The 18,610-nt window shown below is 73.0% G+C and carries 17 protein-coding genes; 11 read left to right on the top strand and 6 right to left on the bottom strand.

The features are described 5' to 3' along the window. Positions 1-191: 191 nt before the first annotated feature. Together IE263_RS13065 and IE263_RS13060 are read right to left on the bottom strand one after the other, a co-directional pair. Entirely contained in the window at positions 192-1,019 is an 828-nt protein-coding gene (locus tag IE263_RS13065) for a class I SAM-dependent methyltransferase (protein WP_189935647.1), read from the bottom strand. A gap of 118 nt (positions 1,020-1,137) precedes the next feature. Then, on the bottom strand, positions 1,138-2,337 hold the full coding sequence (locus IE263_RS13060; RefSeq protein WP_189935645.1) for a hypothetical protein: 1,200 nt from the start codon (positions 2,335-2,337) through the stop codon (positions 1,138-1,140). Between the two features lie 90 nt (positions 2,338-2,427). Between IE263_RS13060 and IE263_RS13055 the strand changes: the two genes are divergently transcribed. From IE263_RS13055 to IE263_RS13010, 11 genes are all read left to right on the top strand, one after another. After that, positions 2,428-3,405: an ABC transporter substrate-binding protein gene (locus tag IE263_RS13055; protein WP_189935643.1), complete on the top strand. Its 978-nt coding sequence runs from the start codon at positions 2,428-2,430 to the stop codon at positions 3,403-3,405. A 92-nt stretch (positions 3,406-3,497) separates the two neighbouring features. Beyond that, entirely contained in the window at positions 3,498-4,655 is a 1,158-nt protein-coding gene (locus tag IE263_RS13050) for a FecCD family ABC transporter permease (protein ID WP_229910952.1), read from the top strand. Then, a complete protein-coding gene (locus IE263_RS13045) occupies positions 4,652-5,659 on the top strand; it encodes a FecCD family ABC transporter permease (RefSeq protein ID WP_189935641.1) in 1,008 nt (335 codons plus the stop codon). Before IE263_RS13050 ends, IE263_RS13045 begins: the two co-directional genes overlap by 4 nt. A gap of 20 nt (positions 5,660-5,679) precedes the next feature. Then, the gene (locus IE263_RS13040; RefSeq protein WP_189935639.1) at positions 5,680-6,501 is read left to right on the top strand and encodes an ABC transporter ATP-binding protein; all 822 of its coding nucleotides are present in this window, start codon (positions 5,680-5,682) and stop codon (positions 6,499-6,501) included. Between the two features lie 57 nt (positions 6,502-6,558). Then, positions 6,559-6,672 (top strand): streptamidine family RiPP, encoded by a 114-nt coding sequence (gene amiA / locus IE263_RS49490; protein ID WP_268256018.1) that lies wholly within the window; start codon positions 6,559-6,561, stop codon positions 6,670-6,672. Between the two features lie 93 nt (positions 6,673-6,765). After that, positions 6,766-7,608 (top strand): hypothetical protein, encoded by an 843-nt coding sequence (locus tag IE263_RS13035; protein ID WP_189935637.1) that lies wholly within the window; start codon positions 6,766-6,768, stop codon positions 7,606-7,608. Next, positions 7,605-9,086 carry a CocE/NonD family hydrolase gene (locus IE263_RS13030; RefSeq protein ID WP_189935635.1) on the top strand — a complete coding sequence of 494 codons (1,482 nt, stop codon included), beginning with the start codon at positions 7,605-7,607 and terminating at the stop codon, positions 9,084-9,086. The genes IE263_RS13035 and IE263_RS13030 overlap by 4 nt, the downstream gene beginning before the upstream one ends. Further along, complete coding sequence (locus IE263_RS13025) at positions 9,083-10,462, top strand: YcaO-like family protein (protein WP_189935633.1); 1,380 nt, start codon at positions 9,083-9,085, stop codon at positions 10,460-10,462. The genes IE263_RS13030 and IE263_RS13025 overlap by 4 nt, the downstream gene beginning before the upstream one ends. A gap of 23 nt (positions 10,463-10,485) precedes the next feature. After that, complete coding sequence (locus IE263_RS13020) at positions 10,486-11,637, top strand: nitroreductase family protein (protein ID WP_189936272.1); 1,152 nt, start codon at positions 10,486-10,488, stop codon at positions 11,635-11,637. Beyond that, on the top strand, positions 11,634-13,373 hold the full coding sequence (locus tag IE263_RS13015; protein WP_189935631.1) for an ABC transporter ATP-binding protein/permease: 1,740 nt from the start codon (positions 11,634-11,636) through the stop codon (positions 13,371-13,373). Before IE263_RS13020 ends, IE263_RS13015 begins: the two co-directional genes overlap by 4 nt. Further along, complete coding sequence (locus IE263_RS13010; RefSeq protein WP_189935629.1) at positions 13,370-15,121, top strand: ABC transporter ATP-binding protein; 1,752 nt, start codon at positions 13,370-13,372, stop codon at positions 15,119-15,121. Before IE263_RS13015 ends, IE263_RS13010 begins: the two co-directional genes overlap by 4 nt. A 240-nt stretch (positions 15,122-15,361) precedes the next feature. Here IE263_RS13010 and IE263_RS13005 read toward each other — a convergent pair whose 3' ends face one another. The 4 genes from IE263_RS13005 to IE263_RS12990 form a co-directional block, all read right to left on the bottom strand. Continuing rightward, complete coding sequence (locus IE263_RS13005; RefSeq protein WP_189935627.1) at positions 15,362-15,673, bottom strand: ArsR/SmtB family transcription factor; 312 nt, start codon at positions 15,671-15,673, stop codon at positions 15,362-15,364. A gap of 82 nt (positions 15,674-15,755) precedes the next feature. Next, positions 15,756-16,058: a hypothetical protein gene (locus IE263_RS13000; protein WP_189935625.1), complete on the bottom strand. Its 303-nt coding sequence runs from the start codon at positions 16,056-16,058 to the stop codon at positions 15,756-15,758. A 462-nt stretch (positions 16,059-16,520) separates the two neighbouring features. Further along, positions 16,521-17,285, bottom strand: a complete 765-nt coding sequence (locus IE263_RS12995) for a class I SAM-dependent methyltransferase (protein ID WP_189935623.1) — start codon at positions 17,283-17,285, stop codon at positions 16,521-16,523. Positions 17,286-17,396: 111 nt separating this feature from the next. Next, positions 17,397-18,608: an aminotransferase class V-fold PLP-dependent enzyme gene (locus IE263_RS12990; protein ID WP_229910951.1), complete on the bottom strand. Its 1,212-nt coding sequence runs from the start codon at positions 18,606-18,608 to the stop codon at positions 17,397-17,399. Positions 18,609-18,610: the final 2 nt, after the last annotated feature.

Genomic DNA, 18,610 nt, shown 5'->3' with positions numbered 1-18,610 from the left:
AGTGCGCCCGTCGTACGCCTTGGTCCGCTCGTCACCGAGGCCGATGCCGAGGCGGTCGGGGTGTGGCTGCGGGCTGGGATGCCGGATGACGGCACGCTGCCCGACCGGCTGCGGGCGGCCCCCGCGCCGCAGCATGTAGCCCACCTCAACTCATCGCCCTCGACGTCGATGCGGCGGCGGGCTCAGGGTTGTCAGGGCAGCCGGACCAGGTTGAGTCGATACTCCTCGACCTGCACCAGCTGCTGCGTGGCGAGGCTCGCGAGCATCTCCTGGTATGGACTGGGGAGTTCGGCGTGCATCTTCGGGGGCAGGCTGGTGAGGGTGTGGGAGGCGAGCAGCTGTGCCCCGGGGCGCCACGAGGTGATCTCGGCCGGGTCGGCGCAGGCCCACCGCATGCGGGCGTCGACCTTGCTGAGTGCGTCGTGCTGGTCCTGGGTGTCGATGATTCCGGGGCCGGCGGTGTCCAGGGCGAGCAGGGAGCCGGGGAAGCGGTCCGCGAGCAGGTCCACGACGTGCCGTACGTCTGCGTCCGCCAGGAAGGGCAGAACGGCTTCGGCGGCGAAGAAGTACGGGCCGCCGGCCTGCGAGGCCACTGCCGCGGTCCATGTCCCGTCGGTCACCGACGCGGCGATCATCGTCCGGCGCGGGATGTTCTCGAAGAAGGCGCGGCGCAGCTCGATCACGTCGTGCAGGTCGAGGTCGAACCAGTGTGCCTGGCCGTTGTCGACGCGTTCGTAGCGGGTGTTGAGCCCGGTGCCGATCTCCACCACGGTGCCGGTGGGATGGGTGGCGAGGAAGTCCGCCACCCATCGGTCGAACAGGCTCGTACGCAGGACGGTGCCGATCAGGCTGGGCAGGTTGTCGAAGCGGGTGAAGTCGTAGTCGATCGACGCCGCGATCTCCTCGGCCCGAGGGTCGCGCAGGGCGGCGTCCCGCTGACGGTTCTCCACCGCCCGGCCGTACAGGGGGATGAGAAGCGTTTCCTGGACCGTGCCCAGGCGCGCGGTGCGCTCTGCCATGACTGCCTCCCCATCCGGTGGGAGCCTTTGACGCTATATGAAAATGGATCCCATTGTAAGAGCTTGGCTCAGGCCGAGACCGCCTGCCCTGCGCCGGCTGCGAGGCGCGGCCCGGCTGTCAGCGGCCCACGGGATCGCCTTCGGCGCCGTCGGTCTGCGTACGCAGCATCGCGTGGCCGCCGTGGCGCAGGGGCGTGTCCAGCTTCAATCGGGCTGCTTCGCTGCCGGTTCGAGCGTCGAAGATGTGGGCTTCACCGTGGCCGCCGCGGGTGACGGCGACCCAGTCGGAGCCCGGTGAGGCGGCCACCGCACGGCGTTGGACGCCCTCCCAAGGGGTGCCGCCGCGGCGGGGTGCGCCGTCCATGGCGGGAAGCGGGACGCGGCGGGCGGTGTCGGCGGCGTCCAGGAGGATCAGTTCGTCGCCGTCCGGGTGGATGCGAGTGAACGCGGTGTGGTGTTGGGCGAGGGCCAGCCGGAAGACCAGGCCGGGGCCGAGCTCTGTCAGAGTGGTGCGGTTCGTCTCCAGGTCGTGGTGCCATGCCTGGTTGCTCCATTCCGGCCACCGCAGCGGGTCTGCGGGGCCGCCCCGCAGTGTCGACCACAGCGCCCGTCGCCGAGGGTCGAGCCGCAGGTACCAGCCCCGAGCGGGCGAATCCCAGGGAATCGTCTGCTCCGGGACGAGTGTGTCTCCCTCGCGGCGTGCCCGGTGTACGCCGTCGCCCGTGGCAGCGAACACGTGGCCGGAGGACGGGTCTTGAGCGTCCCCGTGTCCGTCGTCCGGCAGCGGAAGGTGGGTGTGCGGCGTGACCGCAGGGCAGCCGGGCGGTGCCGCGAGCAGGTCGGCGAACCGGTGGGCGGCCAGCGTGCCGGGCTCCCGGTGCCGTAGGACGACCAGCGGATCACCGTTGCCCAGAACCGTCACACCCGGTTCGCCGACGCGTGTGCGTACCCGGGCCGCGTCTTCCGTCGTGAGGTCGACGACCGTCAGCAGGTCCGACCACGGCTCGCCGTTCTCGCCCAGGCCCGTCGTGACGGCCGCCCACCGGCCGGACGGGTCGCAGGCCAGGTGCTCGGCCGGCACGGCGACCGGGATCGCGGACTCCACCAGCTCATCGCCGAAGGGGTCGAGCACCAGCAACTCGCCCCTGCGGTCGTCGACGCAGGCCACTCGCCCGTCCGGCAACGCCAGGAACCCGGCGTGCTCCGAGAGGTGACGGCCGGTGAGGCGGTCCGTCTCGGTGCCGTCCGGCACGGTCAGTACGTGGATGGATCCCTCCACGTGGTCGGAGACGAGCAGCAGAGCAAGGGCGGCTGTCATCGATGCCTCCATGAAAAACAGGTCCTGTTGAAAACGATTATCATGTATCTTCGGGGTGTTCCGGGTTCCTGAGAAGAAGCGAGGGCATCGATGCTGCGCTCACCGTCGAGATTCGTCCGAAGCTGGATCACCGCAGCGCTGGTGGGCTCGGTGCTGGTCGGGTGCGGCTCATCCACCGAACCGGCGAGCGAGAAGGCCGCCGCGGCCGGCCCGAAGACCGACGTCACCGTCGAACGCATCAAGGCGACACGGGCGTTGACCGACGCGGGCGGCGTCAAGGTCTCCCTCGAGAAGGAACCCGAGCGCATCGTCTGCCTGTTCGCGCTCTGCGACGACATCCTGACCGAGCTGGGCATCGTCCCCACGGCCACGAACAGCGCACTCCTCGCCCACCCCGAATTCCTGGGTGAGGAGAAGGCGAAGAAGGTCGACATCATTCCCGGAGGCTTCATTGCTCCCGAGGTGGAGGCGATCCTCTCCCACAAGCCCGACCTCGTGATCGGCCTGGAGGACACCCACGGCAAGCTCGCCCCGGCCCTGAAGGACGCCACCACCTTCTGGCCCATGCAGCCCGAGACGTGGGAGGACAGCGTGGGCTACCTGCGTGATGTCGCCGCGCTCACCGGCCGTACCGCCGAGGGTGAGAAGGCCGAGAAGACGTTCCGCACCAAGCTCGCCGAGGCCGAGAAGAGCAGGAGCGACAAGACCGCGCTCATCATCTACGGCAGTGACGAGAACTTCGGCGTCGCCACCCCGGAGACGGACGTGGGCGCCAGCCTGTTCCCGAAGCTCGCCGACTACCCCTGGAAGTCCCGTGGCGTGGAGGGCAGTTACAGCCTCGAAGAGATCCTCGCGGCGGACGTCGACGTGCTGTTCGTCGAGACACTGAGCTTCGGCGAGGCGGACGGCAAGCTGTCGGAGAAGCTGGCGAAGAACCCCCTGTGGGGCAAGCTCCCGGCTGTGAAGAACGGCGGCGTCCACGAGGTGAACTCCGAGGTGTGGGCCAAGGGGCGCGGTACTCGTTCGCTGGGCATCATCCTCGATGAGGCCACGGCCGCACTGCGGTGAGCGCGCCCGTCGCGACGCACACCGCAGCAGGTGACACAACATCGGGCCCACAGCGGTCGGTGCGCTTCGCAGGAGGATGGCAACTGCCCGTCTTGGTCGCGCTGCTGGTAGCCGCCTCGGCTTGCGCGCTGAGCCTGGGTACGCCCTATGTCCCGCTGCACCGGCTGCCCGGTGCGCTGATGGACGCGGACAGCACGCTCGCCGGGATCGTCGTCACCGAGCTGCGCGTGCCCCGGCTGGTTCTGGCGGTTGTCGCCGGGGCGTGTCTCGGTGCGGCGGGGCTCGTGCTGCAGGAGGCGCTGCGCAACCCCTTGGCCGTCCCCGAGATGCTGGGTGTGTCGTCCGGGGCCGCGCTCGGGGTGGCCGCGCCGCTGGTGCTGTCGGTGTCCCTCCCTGCTGCTGTCCAGCCCCTGCTGGCCATCGGCGGGGCCGGGCTCGGGGGCGGGCTCACGCTGCTCGCCGCGGGGCTGGGGCGCAGTCCGTCCGCTGTGCTGCTCACCGGCGCCGCGGTCGCCGCCGCGTTGCAGGCCGCGCTGCTGGTGCTGATGGTGATGGCCGACCAGCTCGACCTCCAGCTGATCTACCGCTACCTGCTCGGCTCGCTCTCTGCCCGCACCTGGGACGACGTCACCGGGCTGTGGCCGTGGCTGCTCGTCGCGGTCCCCGCGCTCGTGCTGTGCGCGCCGGTGCTCTCGGTGCTGCGGCTCGGGGACGAGGACGCCGAGGCACTGGGTGTGCGCGCGCAGCGGGCCCGGCTGGCCGCGCTGGCCATCGCCGTCGTGCTGATCGCGCCCGTGACGGCCGTGTGCGGGCCGGTGGCATGGGTCGGTTTCCTCGCTCCGCACCTGGCGCGGTGGTTCAATCCCGCGGCGGACGCGGTGCGCTGGCTGCCCTGGTCTGCTGCGTGGGGCGCCGTCGTCGTGGCCGTCGCCGATGTCCCGGCCCGCCTTGCGCTGGCGCCCGTGGAGACGCCGGTCGGCGCGTGGACGGCTCTGGTCGGTGTGCCCGCCGGGGTCGCCCTGCTCCGGTCGGGCAGCCGCAGGCCGGCGGCCCGGCGCCGAGCGGCGGGCACCGTTGCCGCGGGCTCGGTGCCGCAAGGTGCCCAAGCCGTGCCCGCCGGCCCTTCGGAGAAGGAGGAGCCTTCCACGGGGGCCCGAGAATGTGTCCGTCGAGCGGCTCCCGGGAGCGACGGCCCTTCCGGTGTTTCCGCTTCACGCGGTGAGGCGACCGGAGCGGAGGAAGTCCGGTGAGCCGGCGTTTCGCGGTACTCGCCGCACTCACCGTCGTATGCGCCGGTGTCGAACTGGTGGCCGGGCGCGGCATGTCCCCAGCCGTGGTCTGGGACGTCCTCGGCGGGGGCGGCGATACGACGGAACGGCACATCCTGTTCCAACTACGGCTGCCCCGCCTCCTGGTGGCCCTCGGTGCGGGGGCGTGCCTCGGTGTGGCGGGCCTGGTCCTGCAGTCGGCGCTGCGCAACCCGCTGGCCGGACCCGAGGTGACGGGTGTGACGCCGGGCGCGGTGCTCGGTGCCGTCGCCGCGACCGGCCTCGGACTCGCGGGATGGGAATCGCCCCTCGCCGTGGTCGTCGCCGCGTGCGTGGGCGGCTGCGCCGGGGCCGCGCTGCTGTGGCTGCTCGCCGGACGCGGCCGCAGCGACCCCGCGCAGACCGCCGTGCACGGGGTGCTGGTGTCGGCGGTGCTCGGCGGGCTCACCGCCATGGTGCTGCTCGTCGCGCCGGGCGAACTCGGCAGCGTCGTGCAGTGGCTCGTCGGCACCACGGAGGGCCGGGTGTGGCAGCACTGGCACCTGCTGTGGCCGTGGGCGCTGGCCTGGGGTGCCGCGGCATGGCTGCTGGCCGGGCCGCTGACCCTGCTGCGCTGCGGGGACGACATCGCCCTCGCCGCCGGGCTGTCCGCCGCCCGCGCCCGGGCGCTCGCCCTGCTGTGCGCGGTGGCGCTGACAGCGGGTGCGGTGGCCGCCGTGGGGGCGCTGGGGTTCGTCGGGCTGCTTGTACCGCACCTCGCCCTGGCCGTCTTCGGCGCCGACCTGCGGGTGACCCTGCCCGGCGCCGCCCTGGTGGGCGCGGCCGTGGTGTGCGGGGCGGACGCGGCGGCGCAGCTGTCCTCGAGGCTGCTGGCGGACGCGCTGGACTCCGGGCGGCTCACGCTGCCGGTCGGGGCCCTCACCGCCTGCCTCGGGGCCGCGCTGCTGCTGCTCGTCGTGCGACGCGCGCCGAGCCGTACGTTCTGATGCCGACTTAAGGACAGAGCATGACCGAGTCCGTGGGGATCCGCGCCGAGGGGGTCCACTTCGGCTACCCCGGCCAACCCGTGTTGCGGGGCGTCGACATGACCGTCGAGCCGGGTGAGCTGACCGCCCTCATCGGCCTCAACGGCTGTGGGAAATCGACCCTGTTGCGGCTCGCCGCCGGGCTGCTGCAACCGGACGAGGGACGCGTCCTGCTCGCCGGGGACGACCTCGCCCGGCTGTCCCGGCGCGCCACCGCCCGACGGGTCGCGCTGCTGCACCAGTCGGCCCCGGCCGTCCCCGGCATGACCGTACGGCAGCTCGTCCGGCAGGGGCGGTACGCGGCGCGCGGCCCGCTCGGCATGCTGCGCGAGGGCGATGACCCCGTCGTACGCCGCGCACTGCGCGACGTCGGTGTGGAGCAGTGGGCCGAGCGTGATGTCGACGCGCTGTCCGGGGGCGAGCGGCAGCGGGTGCGGCTCGCGATGGCGCTCGCCCAGGACACCCGGGTCCTGCTGCTGGACGAGCCGACCACCTACCTGGACCTGCACCACCAGCTCGACGTGCTGCAGACGGTGGTCCGGCTGCGTGAGGAACGCGGCCTCACCGTCGTGATGGTGCTGCACGACCTGGCCCACGCCGCCCGGTTCGCCGAGCGGATCGTCGCGCTGCGCGACGGCCGGGTGGTGGCCGACGGCACGCCGAAGGAGGTCGTCACGCCGGGGCTGCTCGCAGAGGTCCTCCGGGTGGCCGGCCGGGTCGGCCGGGACCCCGAAGGGGGCTGGCCCGTGTGTTACCCAGATCACCCTCTCCCCGCTCTAGAATATGAAAATCATATTCATTAGAGTCCTGGTGTGGCGCTCACCAGAACGCCATATCTCCCCGATGAAGAAGGAGAGTTCATGGACACCGAGAAGGTCTTCGCGCCGATCGCCGACCCGGGTCAGCTGGCTCACGCCTCGGCCACGCACTCCAACGCCCTCGTCGAGAACCCCTTCGAGGACACCGAGGAGTAAGCGAGGGTCCCGCACCCTCGACCGTGGGCCCGTCCGTCACCTCGCGGGCGGGCCCACGCCCTTCCAAGGCCCCTTCCCCATAGGAGGACTGACGTGTCCCGCAGTCGGCTCGTACCCGGTGTCGAGGTTGTCGCCGTGCCTGGGCGGGGTCTCGCCGTCCGTACGGACGAGGGGGAGTTCCTCACTGTCAGGACGGGCGACGCGGACGAGGACGCCCTGCTGTCCCGCCTCTCCGGTACGGCCGCAGGTGAGCCGCACGGCGAACTCGACCGCATCGTCCGGGCCTTCGAGGACGCCGGGTACCTGGCGGACGGACCGCGGCGCCCGCGATGGCCCGCCGATCGCCGTGACATCCGGCTGCTGGGCGACCCGGTCCTGACCGAACCACTGGCCGCGCTCCTGCGCGCCCTGGGTGCCGCGCCGCGAACGGCCGTGCGCAGCAGCACTTCACCGTCACCTGACGACCTGTCTGCCGGAGATCCTGCCGCCGTCGTGTGGTGCCTCGACGGGCCCGTGTCCGAAGGGCTGTGGGACGCCGCCGACCGGCTGCCCGAGCGCGGTATCGCCTGGCTGCGCTGCCACCGCGAGGGTTGGCAGGCATACGTCGAGCCCCTCGCCGCCGCTCCCGGGGACGTCACCTCGGCCCATGTCCGGGCCCGCCGGCTCGCCGCCACACCCGCGCACCGTGAGCTGGCCGCCTACTGGAGCGGGCCTCGTACGTCCGGTGCGCCCGTTCACCTCACCGCGCCCGCTGCGGGTCTGCTGGCCGCCCTGCTCGCCGACGACCTCAGCCGGTGGATCACCGGCGCGCCCGACACGGGCGGCCTCCCCACCCGGCGCCGGCTGCGGCGCGTCGACCTGCGCACGCTGACCGTCACCGAGCACCCCGTGCTGCCCGTGCCCGACGTCGCCCATATGCCGAAGAAGGCCGGATGACGCCGTTCACGGTGGCCGTCGAAGGGCTCGCCACCGACATCCACCTCCCGGACGGCGGCGGCCCCTTCCCGGCTGTCCTCATCCGCACGCCCTACGACCGCAGGCGGCACCGCGCCGAGCTGCGCGGCTGGGCCCGCCGCGGGTTCGCCGCACTGGTCCAGGACGTACGGGGGCGGCACGCGTCGCCGGGGGAGTGGCACCCGTACGAGAACGAGACCGCCGACGGAGCGGCGACCGCCCGCTGGATCCGCCGACAGCCATGGAGCGACGGGCGGTTGGTCGCCGTCGGCGCCTCTTATGCCGCTCACTGCGCCCTCGCGCTCGCGCTCGACGCGCCCACGGACGCCCGGCCCGACGCCGTCATTGCCGCCGTGCCCGCGCTGGGCACTGCCGAGACGGCCCGCGAACCCTCCGGCGTGGAACGGCTGCTGGCCCGCGCCGGATGGTGGGCGGCCCACGGCGACCGGCCGGACTCCGACGAGAACGCCCTGGACAAGGGCCTCGCCGCGGACCCTGGCCTGCTCACCCATCTCCCGCTGACCGGCCTCCCCGAGCGGCTCGGCCGGAGCCTGCCCTCTTGGCCGGGTCTGTGGCGGCACCGCGAACGCGGCCGGCTTCTCTCGGGAGCGGAGTACGCCGGGATGCCCCTGCTCGTGGTGGGCGGCCACCACGACCACTTCACCGGGGACACTGTGACGCTGTGGCGCCGCTGGGGCGGTCCGTCGGCGCGGCTGCTGCTGGGACCCTGGGGGCACGGCCTCGTCGCCGAGCCCGGACCCGACGCTGATCCGGCGCACCGGGTGAGTCTCGGTGAGCTTTACGTGCGATGGGCCCGCCGCGCTCTCGCTGGGGACCTCGCTCCCGGGCAGCGTGGCGTGGTGGGCCTGGGCGGCAGCACCCTGTGGATGCCCGCCGACGCAGAGGGAGAGCCGCGCACGCAGAACGTACGTCTGCTGTACGGCTCCTTCTTCACGGCCGATCCCGAACGCCCCGTGTCGTCCGAGGACCTGGCCGTTCCCAAGAACAGTCCGCCCGACCGCTGTCTGCTGGTCACTCCGCCGCTGCCGCGTCCGCTGGACGTGGTCGGCCCCGCGGAGGTGCGGCTGCGGGCCACCGCCCACACACCGTCCGCCGACTGGGCCGTCCGCCTCGTCGCACTCACCCCCGAGGGGCCGGCTCAGCGGCTCGCCGTCGGGGTCGTCCGGCGCGAGGAACCACCAGGAAGTCAAGCCGAGTTCACCGTAGGGCTCGGCCGGCTCGCGCGGCGGCTGCCCGCGGGCACCCGGCTGCGCCTGGAGATCGCCGGGCACCACTTCCCGGCCCACGCCCGCAACCCCCACACCGGCGACGACCCGATCACGGCCACCCGGCTGCTCCCCTCCCGGCGCGAGGTCGACGCCGGGAGCGTGGCCCTCCGGCTGCCCGTGCTCCTGTCCCGTCCCACTCCCGCCCATCCCGCAGAGGAGATCCCGCGATGACGGCGCTGCCGCTGGAAGCTCTCGTCGACCCCGTCTGCGGCATCGTCCGCGACGTCAAGCCCGTCGATCACCCCGTGGGCGCACCGCCCCGCTACACCGCGCTCACCGCCGAGATCGCCGACGCCCGCCTCCTCGGCCTGTGGCCCGCCGACCGGGTGTCGCTGGGCACCACCTTCGGCGACCCCGAGAGTGCTCGAACAGCCGCGATAGCGGAAGGGATAGAGAGATACTGCGGCAACCGGGTGCCGCCGCCCGGCCATCCCGACGCCCCCCTGCGCGCCACGGCCGCCGAACTGGCCGAGAAGGGGCTGCGGCTGTACGGGCCGGGCGAACTGCCGGCCTACGCAGACTGGCAGTACGCCCGGGAGAAGTTCCCCTACTGCCCCCACACCGCCGACACGCCGTCCCTGTGGACGCGTGGCATTGAACGGCTGCCCGAGGGCCGGACCGCCGAGGTCTGGGCACCCGTCGCACTCACCCACCTCAACTGGCGCCAGGGCGAGTTGCGTTCGCTGCCGCGCACCCACCACCTCAACTACGCGGGCATCGCCACCGGGCAGGGCTTCGACGACGCGGCCGAGCGCGGCCTGCTGGAGATCGTCGAACGCGATGCGCTCGAACTGTGGTGGCACCTCGACGGCCCTACCCGCGGCATCGACCCGGCCAGCGTGCCCGGCCTCACCGACGACCTTGCCGGATCCGCCCTCGACGTCCATCTCGTCGAGATGCCCTCGGAGTTCGCTCCCTGTATGGCCGCGCTCGTCCACGACCCCCGGCTCGGCCTGTATGCCGCCGGGTTCGCCTGCAAGTACGACCCGGCCGAGGCTGCACGCAAGGCTGTCCTCGAAGCTGTCCACACCTGGGTGTTCACCCGGGGTCTCACCGACCCCGACGGCTGGGTGTTCCAGGCCGTCGAGGCCGGGCTGCTCGCCCGCGGGCTGTACCTGGACCACCGCGAGGACGGCCGCTATCTCGACGTGTGCGGCGAACAGTTCCAGCACGTACGGGACCTGGGTGCGCACGTCCAGGTGTGGCTGGACGAACGGATGGCGCCCGAGGCCCGGCGGTTCACCGACCCCGCGCACGGGACCGTCTCCATCGACGCGGTCGAGCCGGGCAGCCGGGACCGGCTGGAACGTGCCCTTCACGAGGGCGGCCACCGCATCATGACGTTCGACCTCACCACCGAGGACGTGGCCGAGACGTCCCTGCGCGTCGCCCGGGTCCTCGTCTCCGGGCTCCTGCCCAACGCCCCCGCTGCCTTCGGCTACTTCGGCTGCCCGCGCCTGGCCGACGCCGCCGTTGCCCGCGGCTGGCGGACGACCGCGCCGAGCGCGCCGGAGGACTTCACGCTGGCTCCTCCGCCGCACATGTGAGGGACCTCCTCCCTGTGGACCTCATGCATGAGCGCGTGGACCTCGTCACCGCCCTCGCCCGCGCCCGTTCGCCCGAGCGGCCCGGCCCGGACACGTCCGCCGGTCCCGCCGTCCGCGCCTGGCCGGGGCCGCCGCACGCCCTGCCGCAGGGTGCCCCGGGGCAGCTGGACCTGGACCGGCTGCTCCGCCTCTCCCTGGCGGCCTCGGACGGCTCCGGGCGGCTGCGGCCCGCCCCCTCCGCCGGCGGGCTGCACCCAGTGGACGCCGAGCTCGTCGTGGGCACCGGCTGCCCGCTGCCGCCCGGGCGCTACGGCTACGACCCGCTGCGCCACCGCGTGCACCGCCTCGGTCCCGAAGCCGACGGCACGCTGCCCGGGGCGACCGTCGAACTGTCCGTCACCCCACGGCGCACGGTCTCCCACTACGGCCACCGCGCCTGGCCGCTGATGCTGCTGGACACCGGGCACGTTGCCGCGGCGCTGTGGCTCGCGGCCCGTGCGCTGGACATGGCAGAGCCTGTACTCCGCTTGGACGGGCTGAGCGAAGGCCCTCCAGCCGCACTGCACCTCACCCTGCCTCAGAGGGCAGGCCGGGTTTCTCAGCCTGAGGGGGCGAGCCCGCCCATGGACGTGCCCGCCCCCGGCGAGCTGCTGGCCCGCCGCAGCGCCGCGCCACCGCTCACAGGCACCCCATCGCGGGACGCTCTGCGTGCGGTGCTCGCCACCGCCGTCCAGGCGAGCGCCGGTGAGCTCGCCTGGTGCGCGGCCGTCGGCGAGCTCGCCTGGTGCGCGGCCGTCGGCGAGCCGCAGCCCGAACTGGTCGAGTCGGCCCCCGACGGCACACTGCGGCGGCTCGCAGCGGGGGAGGCCCGACCGACGCTCGCCGTATGGGCCGCGGGTCAGGCGTGGATCGCGGACGCGGGCGCCGTCCTGATCGCGTACGGCTGCCCGGCAGACGCCGACGCCGCGCTGATCCGCCGAACGCACCTACGGGCCGGCTTCGCCGTCCACCTCGCCCACCTGACCGCCGTACGGCACGGGCTGGCCGCCCGCCCTGTCGGCTCCTGGCAGCAGGCCGACCTGGGCGCTGCCCTCGGCGCCCCACCGGGCCGGGACTGGATCGTCCACGGCCTGGCCCTCGGCACCACCCACCCCGACGAGGAGAAGACCTCGTGATCGTCCACCCCGAGCTGCGCCGCGCCGCACGGCACGCACGGCGCCCCCTGCTCGCGGCCACCTTCCTGCAGGCGGCCGTCACCCTCACCCACCTGGCGCAGGCCGTACTGCTGGCAGTGGCCCTCGCCGACCTGGCCCGCGGTGAAACGGACCGGCTCCCGCTGGTCCTCGGCGCGGTGCTCGGCGTCGTCGCCGCACGCGCCGGACTCGGCAACGGGCAACGGCGCACCGCCACCCGCGCCGGGGCCAGGGTCAGGGTCGCTCTGCGGGACGAACTCCTCGCCCACCTCGGACGGCTGGGCCCCGCGCACCTGACCACCGCCCGCGCCGGGGCCGTCCGCACCACCCTCGTCGACGGCGTGGAGGGCGTCGACGCCTACGTCTCCCGCTACCTGCCCCAGCTCCTGATCACCCTCACCGTGCCGCCCCTGCTGCTCGCAGCCTTGGTGGCCATCGAACCGGCCGCCCTCCTCGGCCTCGTTCCCGCCCTCCTGCTCGCCCTGGTCGGGCCACGCGCCTGGGACCGGCTCCTGGCCCAGCGGGGCAAGGAACACTGGGACACCTACGAGCAACTGGGCGCCGACTACCTCGAAGCACTGCAGGGCATGCCCGCCCTGCGGGCCGCAGGCGCCGTCGGGCGTACCCGGGAGCGGCTGGAGAAGCGGTCGGCGGCGCTGCACCGGGCCACCGTCGCCAAGCTACGCGTGTCCCTCGTCGACACCGGCCTCACCGACCTGGCCATCCAGGGCGGCACCGCGGCCGCCGCGCTCCTCGCCTGCTGGTCGGCCGTCACCGGATCCACCACGGTGACCGGCACCTACCTGGTGCTGCTCCTGGCCTCCGAGTGCTTCCGGCCGGTCCGAGACCTGTCCCGCGAATGGCACGCCGGATACCTGGGCGTGTCGGCCGCCGACGGGCTCACGGTGCTGCGCACCGCCGAACCCGGCGTCCCCGACACGGGAACGGCACCGGCGCACTGGTCGGCCCCGCCCGAACTGCGCTTCGAGAACGTCGAGTTCACCTATGACGGCGCCGAGACGCCCGCGCTCCGCGGCGTCACCTTCACCGCCGAGGCAGGACGTACGACCGCGATCGTCGGCCCGTCCGGCGCCGGCAAGTCCACGCTCCTCGCCCTGCTCCTGCGCCACCACGACCCGCAAGGCGGCCGGATCACCCTCGACGAACACGACGTGACCGAGTACGCGCTCGACTCGCTGCGGCAGGGCATCGCCGTCGTCTCCCAGGAGACGTACCTCTTCCACGCCACCATCGCCGACAACCTGCGCCTGGCCCGGCCGGACGCCACGGACGACGAGCTGACGCGCGCGGCACGCACCGCCGGCATCCACAACGAGATCGCCGCCCTCCCCGACGGCTACGCCACCGTCCTCGGCGAACGGGGCGCCACCCTGTCAGGCGGCCAGCGCCAGCGGCTCGCCCTCGCGCGCGCCCTGCTGGCCGACGCTCCGGTGCTCGTCCTCGACGAGGCCACCAGCGCGGTCGACGAACGCCGCGAGGCGGACATCGTCCGCGAGTTGCTCGACGCCGCAGGCGGCCGGACCGTCCTGGTGGTCGCCCACCGGCTCGCCGCCGTCCGGCACGCCGACCGCATCGTCGTCCTCGACGGCGGACGCGTGGACGCCGTCGGCGAGCACACCGCCCTCGTCGAAGCCGGGGGCGTCTACGCCCATCTCGTCAAGGCGGGCCACGCTCACGAGGAAGGGCTCGCCGCATGAGCACCACCACCGACCGCGGTAGCGCCGACATGCCCGCACGCGGCTCACTGCGCGCCCTGCTCCCCGCCCTCGCCGGGCACCGGATCATGATGGCCCGCACCTGCGGCGCCGCACTCATCGAACAGGGCTCTCTCGTCACGTTGCTGACGCTGGCCGCACACACCGTCGGAAGCGCCGTCATCGAAGACCGCGCCCCCTCGGCCGGTACGATCACCGCGCTCATCGTCCTCGTCCTCGTACGCGCCCTGATGACCTGGCGCGAAATGGACCTCAGCCACGACCTGGCCTACCGGGTGCTGGCCGAACTGCGCGTGCGGGTCTTCGACGGGCTCGCCCGCAGCGCGCCCGCCCGCGTCGCCGGCCGCCGCAGCGGGGACCTTGCCGCCACCGCCATGGCCGACGTCGAGGCACTGGAGTTCTTCTACGCCCACACCACCGCCCAACTCCTCGCATCCGGCATGGTGTTCACTGGCGGCGCCGCTGTTCTGGCCACGGTGGAGCCATGGCTGCTGGCGGCGGTGCTGCCGGTCGCCGCGCTGCTCGCCGCGGCGCCCTTCGCCGACGCGCGCGGACGCGCGGCGCGCGGAGCCCGCACCCGGGCGGCCGCCGCGAAGCTGTCGGCCGACACCGTGGAGACTGTCGACGGGCTGCGTGAGCTGCTCGCCTTCGGAGGGCTGGCCGAGCGGCGCCGCCAACTCGCCGAACAGGGCCGGCAGGTGGGGGAGGCCCAGAGGGCCGAGGCCACCTGGGAGGCCATGGCCGCCGCGGTCCGCGACCTCCTCATCGTGCTCGCGGTCCTCGGCGTGGTGGCCGCCGCGGCACAGTCCGTGACCTCCGGGCGGCTGCACGGCGCGTGGGCCCCGGCGGCGATGGCGCTGGCCCTGTCGGTGCTGGGCCCCGTCGCCGAGTCGGCCAGGGCACTGAGCCAGGCAGTGGGACTGCGCGCCGCGGCCGCCCGCGTCGGCGCGGCCGTGCAGGCCCCCGCTCTCGCCCCGCCGCCCGCCTCACCCCGCCCGCTCCCCTCCGGTCCGCTGGGTGTCCGGATGCACCAGGTGAGCTTCGACTACGGCGGTCAACCTGTGCTGAGCGGAGTCGAACTGACAGTCCGCGCAGGGCAGACCCTCGCCCTGGTCGGTGTCTCGGGGGCCGGCAAGTCGACCTGCGCCCACCTGCTGGCCCGCTTCTGGGACCCGTCCAAGGGCACCGTCCACCTGATACCCGGCGACGGCGACCCCGTCGACGTACGTGACCTGAGCGATGCCGAACTCCGACGAGCCGTCGCCGTGGTGGGCCAGGACACCCCCCTCTTCCACGGCACCCTCGCCGACAACCTGCGGCTCGCCGCACCAGAGGCGGACGACGACCTCCTCGCCGAAACCGCCCGGCTGTGCGGCGTCGACCGCATCGCCCCCATGGACACCCTTGTCGGCGAGCGCGGCTCCACCCTCTCCGGCGGCCAGCGCGCCCGGATCGCCCTCGCTCGCGCGCTGCTCGCGCAGCCCCGAGTCCTCGTCCTCGACGAGACCACCGCCCACCTCGACAACGCCGGCGACGCCCAACTCGCCACCGCTCTCGGCAAGGAAAGCCGCACCACGATCGTCATCGCCCACCGCCCCGCCACCATCCGCCGCGCCGACCGCATCGCCATCCTCGAAGCCGGCCGCATCACGGAGGAAGGCACCTGGGACGAACTCACCACCCGCCCCGACAGCGCACTGGGCCGTGTCCTCGCCGTCACCCCATCCTGAACCCGGACCACACGGCGGCAGAGCTGTCGTCGATGGCGGACGCTGCCACCCCACACACCCGTGCGGTTCTCCGCCGCCCGGTCAGCGGCATCGGAAGCGCTCGTGGACGGTGTCCAGGTACACGGCGCTGCCGCTCATGCCTGCCCTCTCCCGCGCGAAGGCCAGAGGATCAGCCGGGAACACCGACGGCCGTCCGGGGCGGACGGCCGTCGAGGTGGTGCCGACGTTCGGGTGCGGCGCCTATTCCTGTGCGTGGCGGATGGCGTCCAGCACGATGTGCGCGATGTGGTCGTCCGTCAGGCTGTACCGGGTCTCGCGCGCCTGACGCCGGGCGGTGACGATCCGGGAGGTGCGCAGCACCCTCAGGTGCTGGGAGACCAGCGGCTGACTCACACCCAGGGCGGCCACCAGCTCATGGACGTACTTCCCTCCGCCGGACAGTTCGCGCACGATGCCGAGACGCACGGGCGAGGCCAGGGCGCGCAGCAGCTCGCTGGCCGCCTGCAGGTCCTGTGCCGGCTCGTCCATCGGGGGAGGGGAAGTCGTTGTCATATGCATACATTAGCATGTGGCAATGATTTCCAGTCCGGCTGCGATGGTGCTCTCCCGGTGCGGTGTCAGTCGAGCGGGGTCGTCAGTGGTCGTCCCAGTGCCCTTCGTGGGCGGCGTGGCGGTGACCGTCGTGCACGTAGTCGGTGTGGTCGTCGTGCGGCACGGCAACATGGCCGCAGCCCTCGCCGTGCTGGTGGTCATGGCTCTCGTGGACGCCGTGAGCGCCGGCGGTGCACTCGTCGACGTGGTCCTCGTGCACCCGGTGGATGTGGCCGTCGTGGGCGTAGTCGGTGTGGTCGCCGTGCGGGAAGGCGACGTGGCCGCAGCCGTCGCCGTGGCTGTGCGCGTGGTCCGTGTGGGTGCGGTGTTCGGTGGCGGTGGCCATGGGAACTCCTTGCTCGTTCTTGCGACTGCCCTTGCTCTCCCGGCGGGCAATGCATGGTGACATTAACATATAGCGATTCCTGCATGCATTTCAGGGTCCGCCGGTCGTTGGTCGCCACGTCGATCCTCCGTGATAGTCGGTCATGGGCGCACCAATGGGCGGCAATGGCTGTAGAAAGCGGGGGCCTTTGGCAGTCGGATGCCGCACTGTCCGACTGGACGGACCAGGCCCGAATGCGCTGACCCCAGGGCGTGCCGCCCGCGTGGAACCGGTGGACGACGACTGGCAGCCCGGACCAAGCGGCCAGGCGCGGCCCTGACTCTGACCGCTCGACACGCACGGATGGCACCACGGCGGTGCCCGGTGCCAACCGGCCGGGATCATCCGCGCAGGGTCAATGGCGGGGGCGGGGCCCTGACCGGGCGGTCGCCGAGCCCCGCGGACTGTTTCCTGGTCCTGGTGTCAGCGGATCGCGACGAGGACGTGGCTGTCGCCGTACTGCCAGACTGCCCCGGCCTGGCCGAAGCCCGCCTGCCGCAGCAACCGGACATGTGCGGCGAGGGAAAGGGGGGCCGGGGCAGTGGTCGCGGTCGAGGGCTCGCGCTCGCGGCGTTCGGCGAGGAGGTCGGCCAGTTCAGGGTCTTGCGCGACGGCCGTCCACCAGGAGGCCCAGTCTTCGTGGGCGAAGGCCCTCTGCCGCTCGGCTCGGCGGCGTCCGACGCACCCGGCCACCTCGGCGACCCGGGAGTCGTCATGCGGAAGGTGGTCGCCGTTGACGAGGACTCCGCCGGGCCGCATGAGCGCGGCGAGCTGGCGGTAGGTGCGCTGCAGTGCTTCCGGGCTCAGGTAGTGCAGTGCGGTCGTCGATACGGCAGCGTCCAGCGGGCGGTCGAGCCCCAGGGTCTTGGTCCAGCCCGGCTCGCCGATCTCCGCGTCGACGTAGCGGGCCGCGTCCGCGTGATGGGTCCGGGCCAGCTCCAGCAGCAGCGGGTCCCGGTCCACGGCCACGATCTCCGCACCGGGGAGCCGCCGGGACAGCCGGGCCGCCAGTGAGCCGGGGCCACAGCCGACGTCGACAACGAGGGGCCTGCCCGCGTGGTCGGCGGTGACGTGCTCGATGATGTCGGCGATAACCGTGAAGCGCTCCTCGCGGTCGGTGGCGTAGCGCTGCTGCTGGAGTTCCCACCGCTGCACCCACCGCTCTGCCGTCGCCAGGCTCAGTCCCATCCCGGTCGTGCCACCTTGCCGTCTCGCACCTGCTGTCTCTGCTTGGCTCCCGAGCCTACAGGTGGAAACGGTTTCCATTACATTTTTTGCCGTGCCAGGTAAGCGCGGGTGTCATGCGAGCGAGGCGAGGACGGACAGCAGCCGGTCGATCTCCTCAACGGTGTTGTAGACGTGCAGGCTCACGCGTACGGAGCCGGTCTTCTCGCCCGCGCTGCCCTGGCAGTGGTGGTCGGAGCGGACCATGAAGCCGTGGCTGAAGAGGATGAACCCGAGGTCGCCGGAGTCGATGGCGCGGTGCCGGAAGGTGACGATGCCGTGGCGTTGCTGGACGGGGGAGCCGGCGGCCAGACTGGTCTGGCAGCCGAGGATCTCGTAGGCGTCCAGGTGGCGCAGCCCGTCGGTGAGCCGGGCCGCCAGCGCCACCGTCCAACGTTCGATCCGGTCGATGCCTGCGGTGTCCAGCCAGTCCAGGGCGGCCGTCAGGGAGGCGATGCCGACGGTGTTGGGGGTGCCCGACCAGCCGCCGGGGGTGAACGCCGGGCCGCGCGCCTGGCGGGCCCAGACGGCTCCCGTGCCGGGGAGGGCCATGGCCTTGTGCCCGGAGAAGACGACGAAGTCGACGTCGAGTTCGCCCTGTTCTGCCACGGACACCGGCAGGTGGCCGATGCTCTGGGCGGCGTCCAGGCAGAGGACCGCCTCCGGGCCGACCACCTGGCGGATGCGGTGGACGTTCATGTTGCCGCCGTACACGTGGTGGACGTGGGTGAGGGCGACGAATCGGGTACGCGGCCCGGCCAGGTCGGCCAGCGCGGTGTGGTCGTAGTCGCCGGAGCTCTGCTGATAGGGCATCGGGCGGACGTGGACGTGCACGCCCTGGCCGGCCAGCAGCTGCTGGGCTTCCAGCCAGGGTGCGACGTTGGCCTGGTGGTCGCCGGCGGGGACGATGATCTCGTCGCCGTCGGCGAGGAACGCCGGGAGCCAGTCGCGGGCGATGGTGCGCAGCCCTTCGGTGGCGCCGCTGGTGAAGTGGACAGCCGACTGCTCCGGGTCCGGGTCGTGGAGGAACAGCCTGACCCGGTCGCGGGTCTGCTCGACCAGGTCCGTGGTCCGGTTGGCCCAGGTGTAGGTGCCGCGTCCGGCGTTGGCGTTGGTGGCGGTGAGGTAGGTCTGGACGGCGTCGAGGACGGCCTGCGGCTTCTGCGCGGTGGCGGCGCTGTCCAGGTAGGCCAGGTCCGGGTGGCTGGTGATGATCGGGAACTGGGCGCGCAGAGCACGCTGCCATGCCGCCAATTCCTCGAGGGTGGCGCCACCTTGGGTACCCATGC

This window comes from Streptomyces aurantiogriseus, from assembly GCF_014649375.1.
Taxonomy (GTDB): Bacteria; Actinomycetota; Actinomycetes; order Streptomycetales; family Streptomycetaceae; genus Streptomyces; species Streptomyces aurantiogriseus.
Note: the sequence above shows the minus strand (reverse complement) of the source record. Positions and strands in the feature narration are given on the sequence as shown.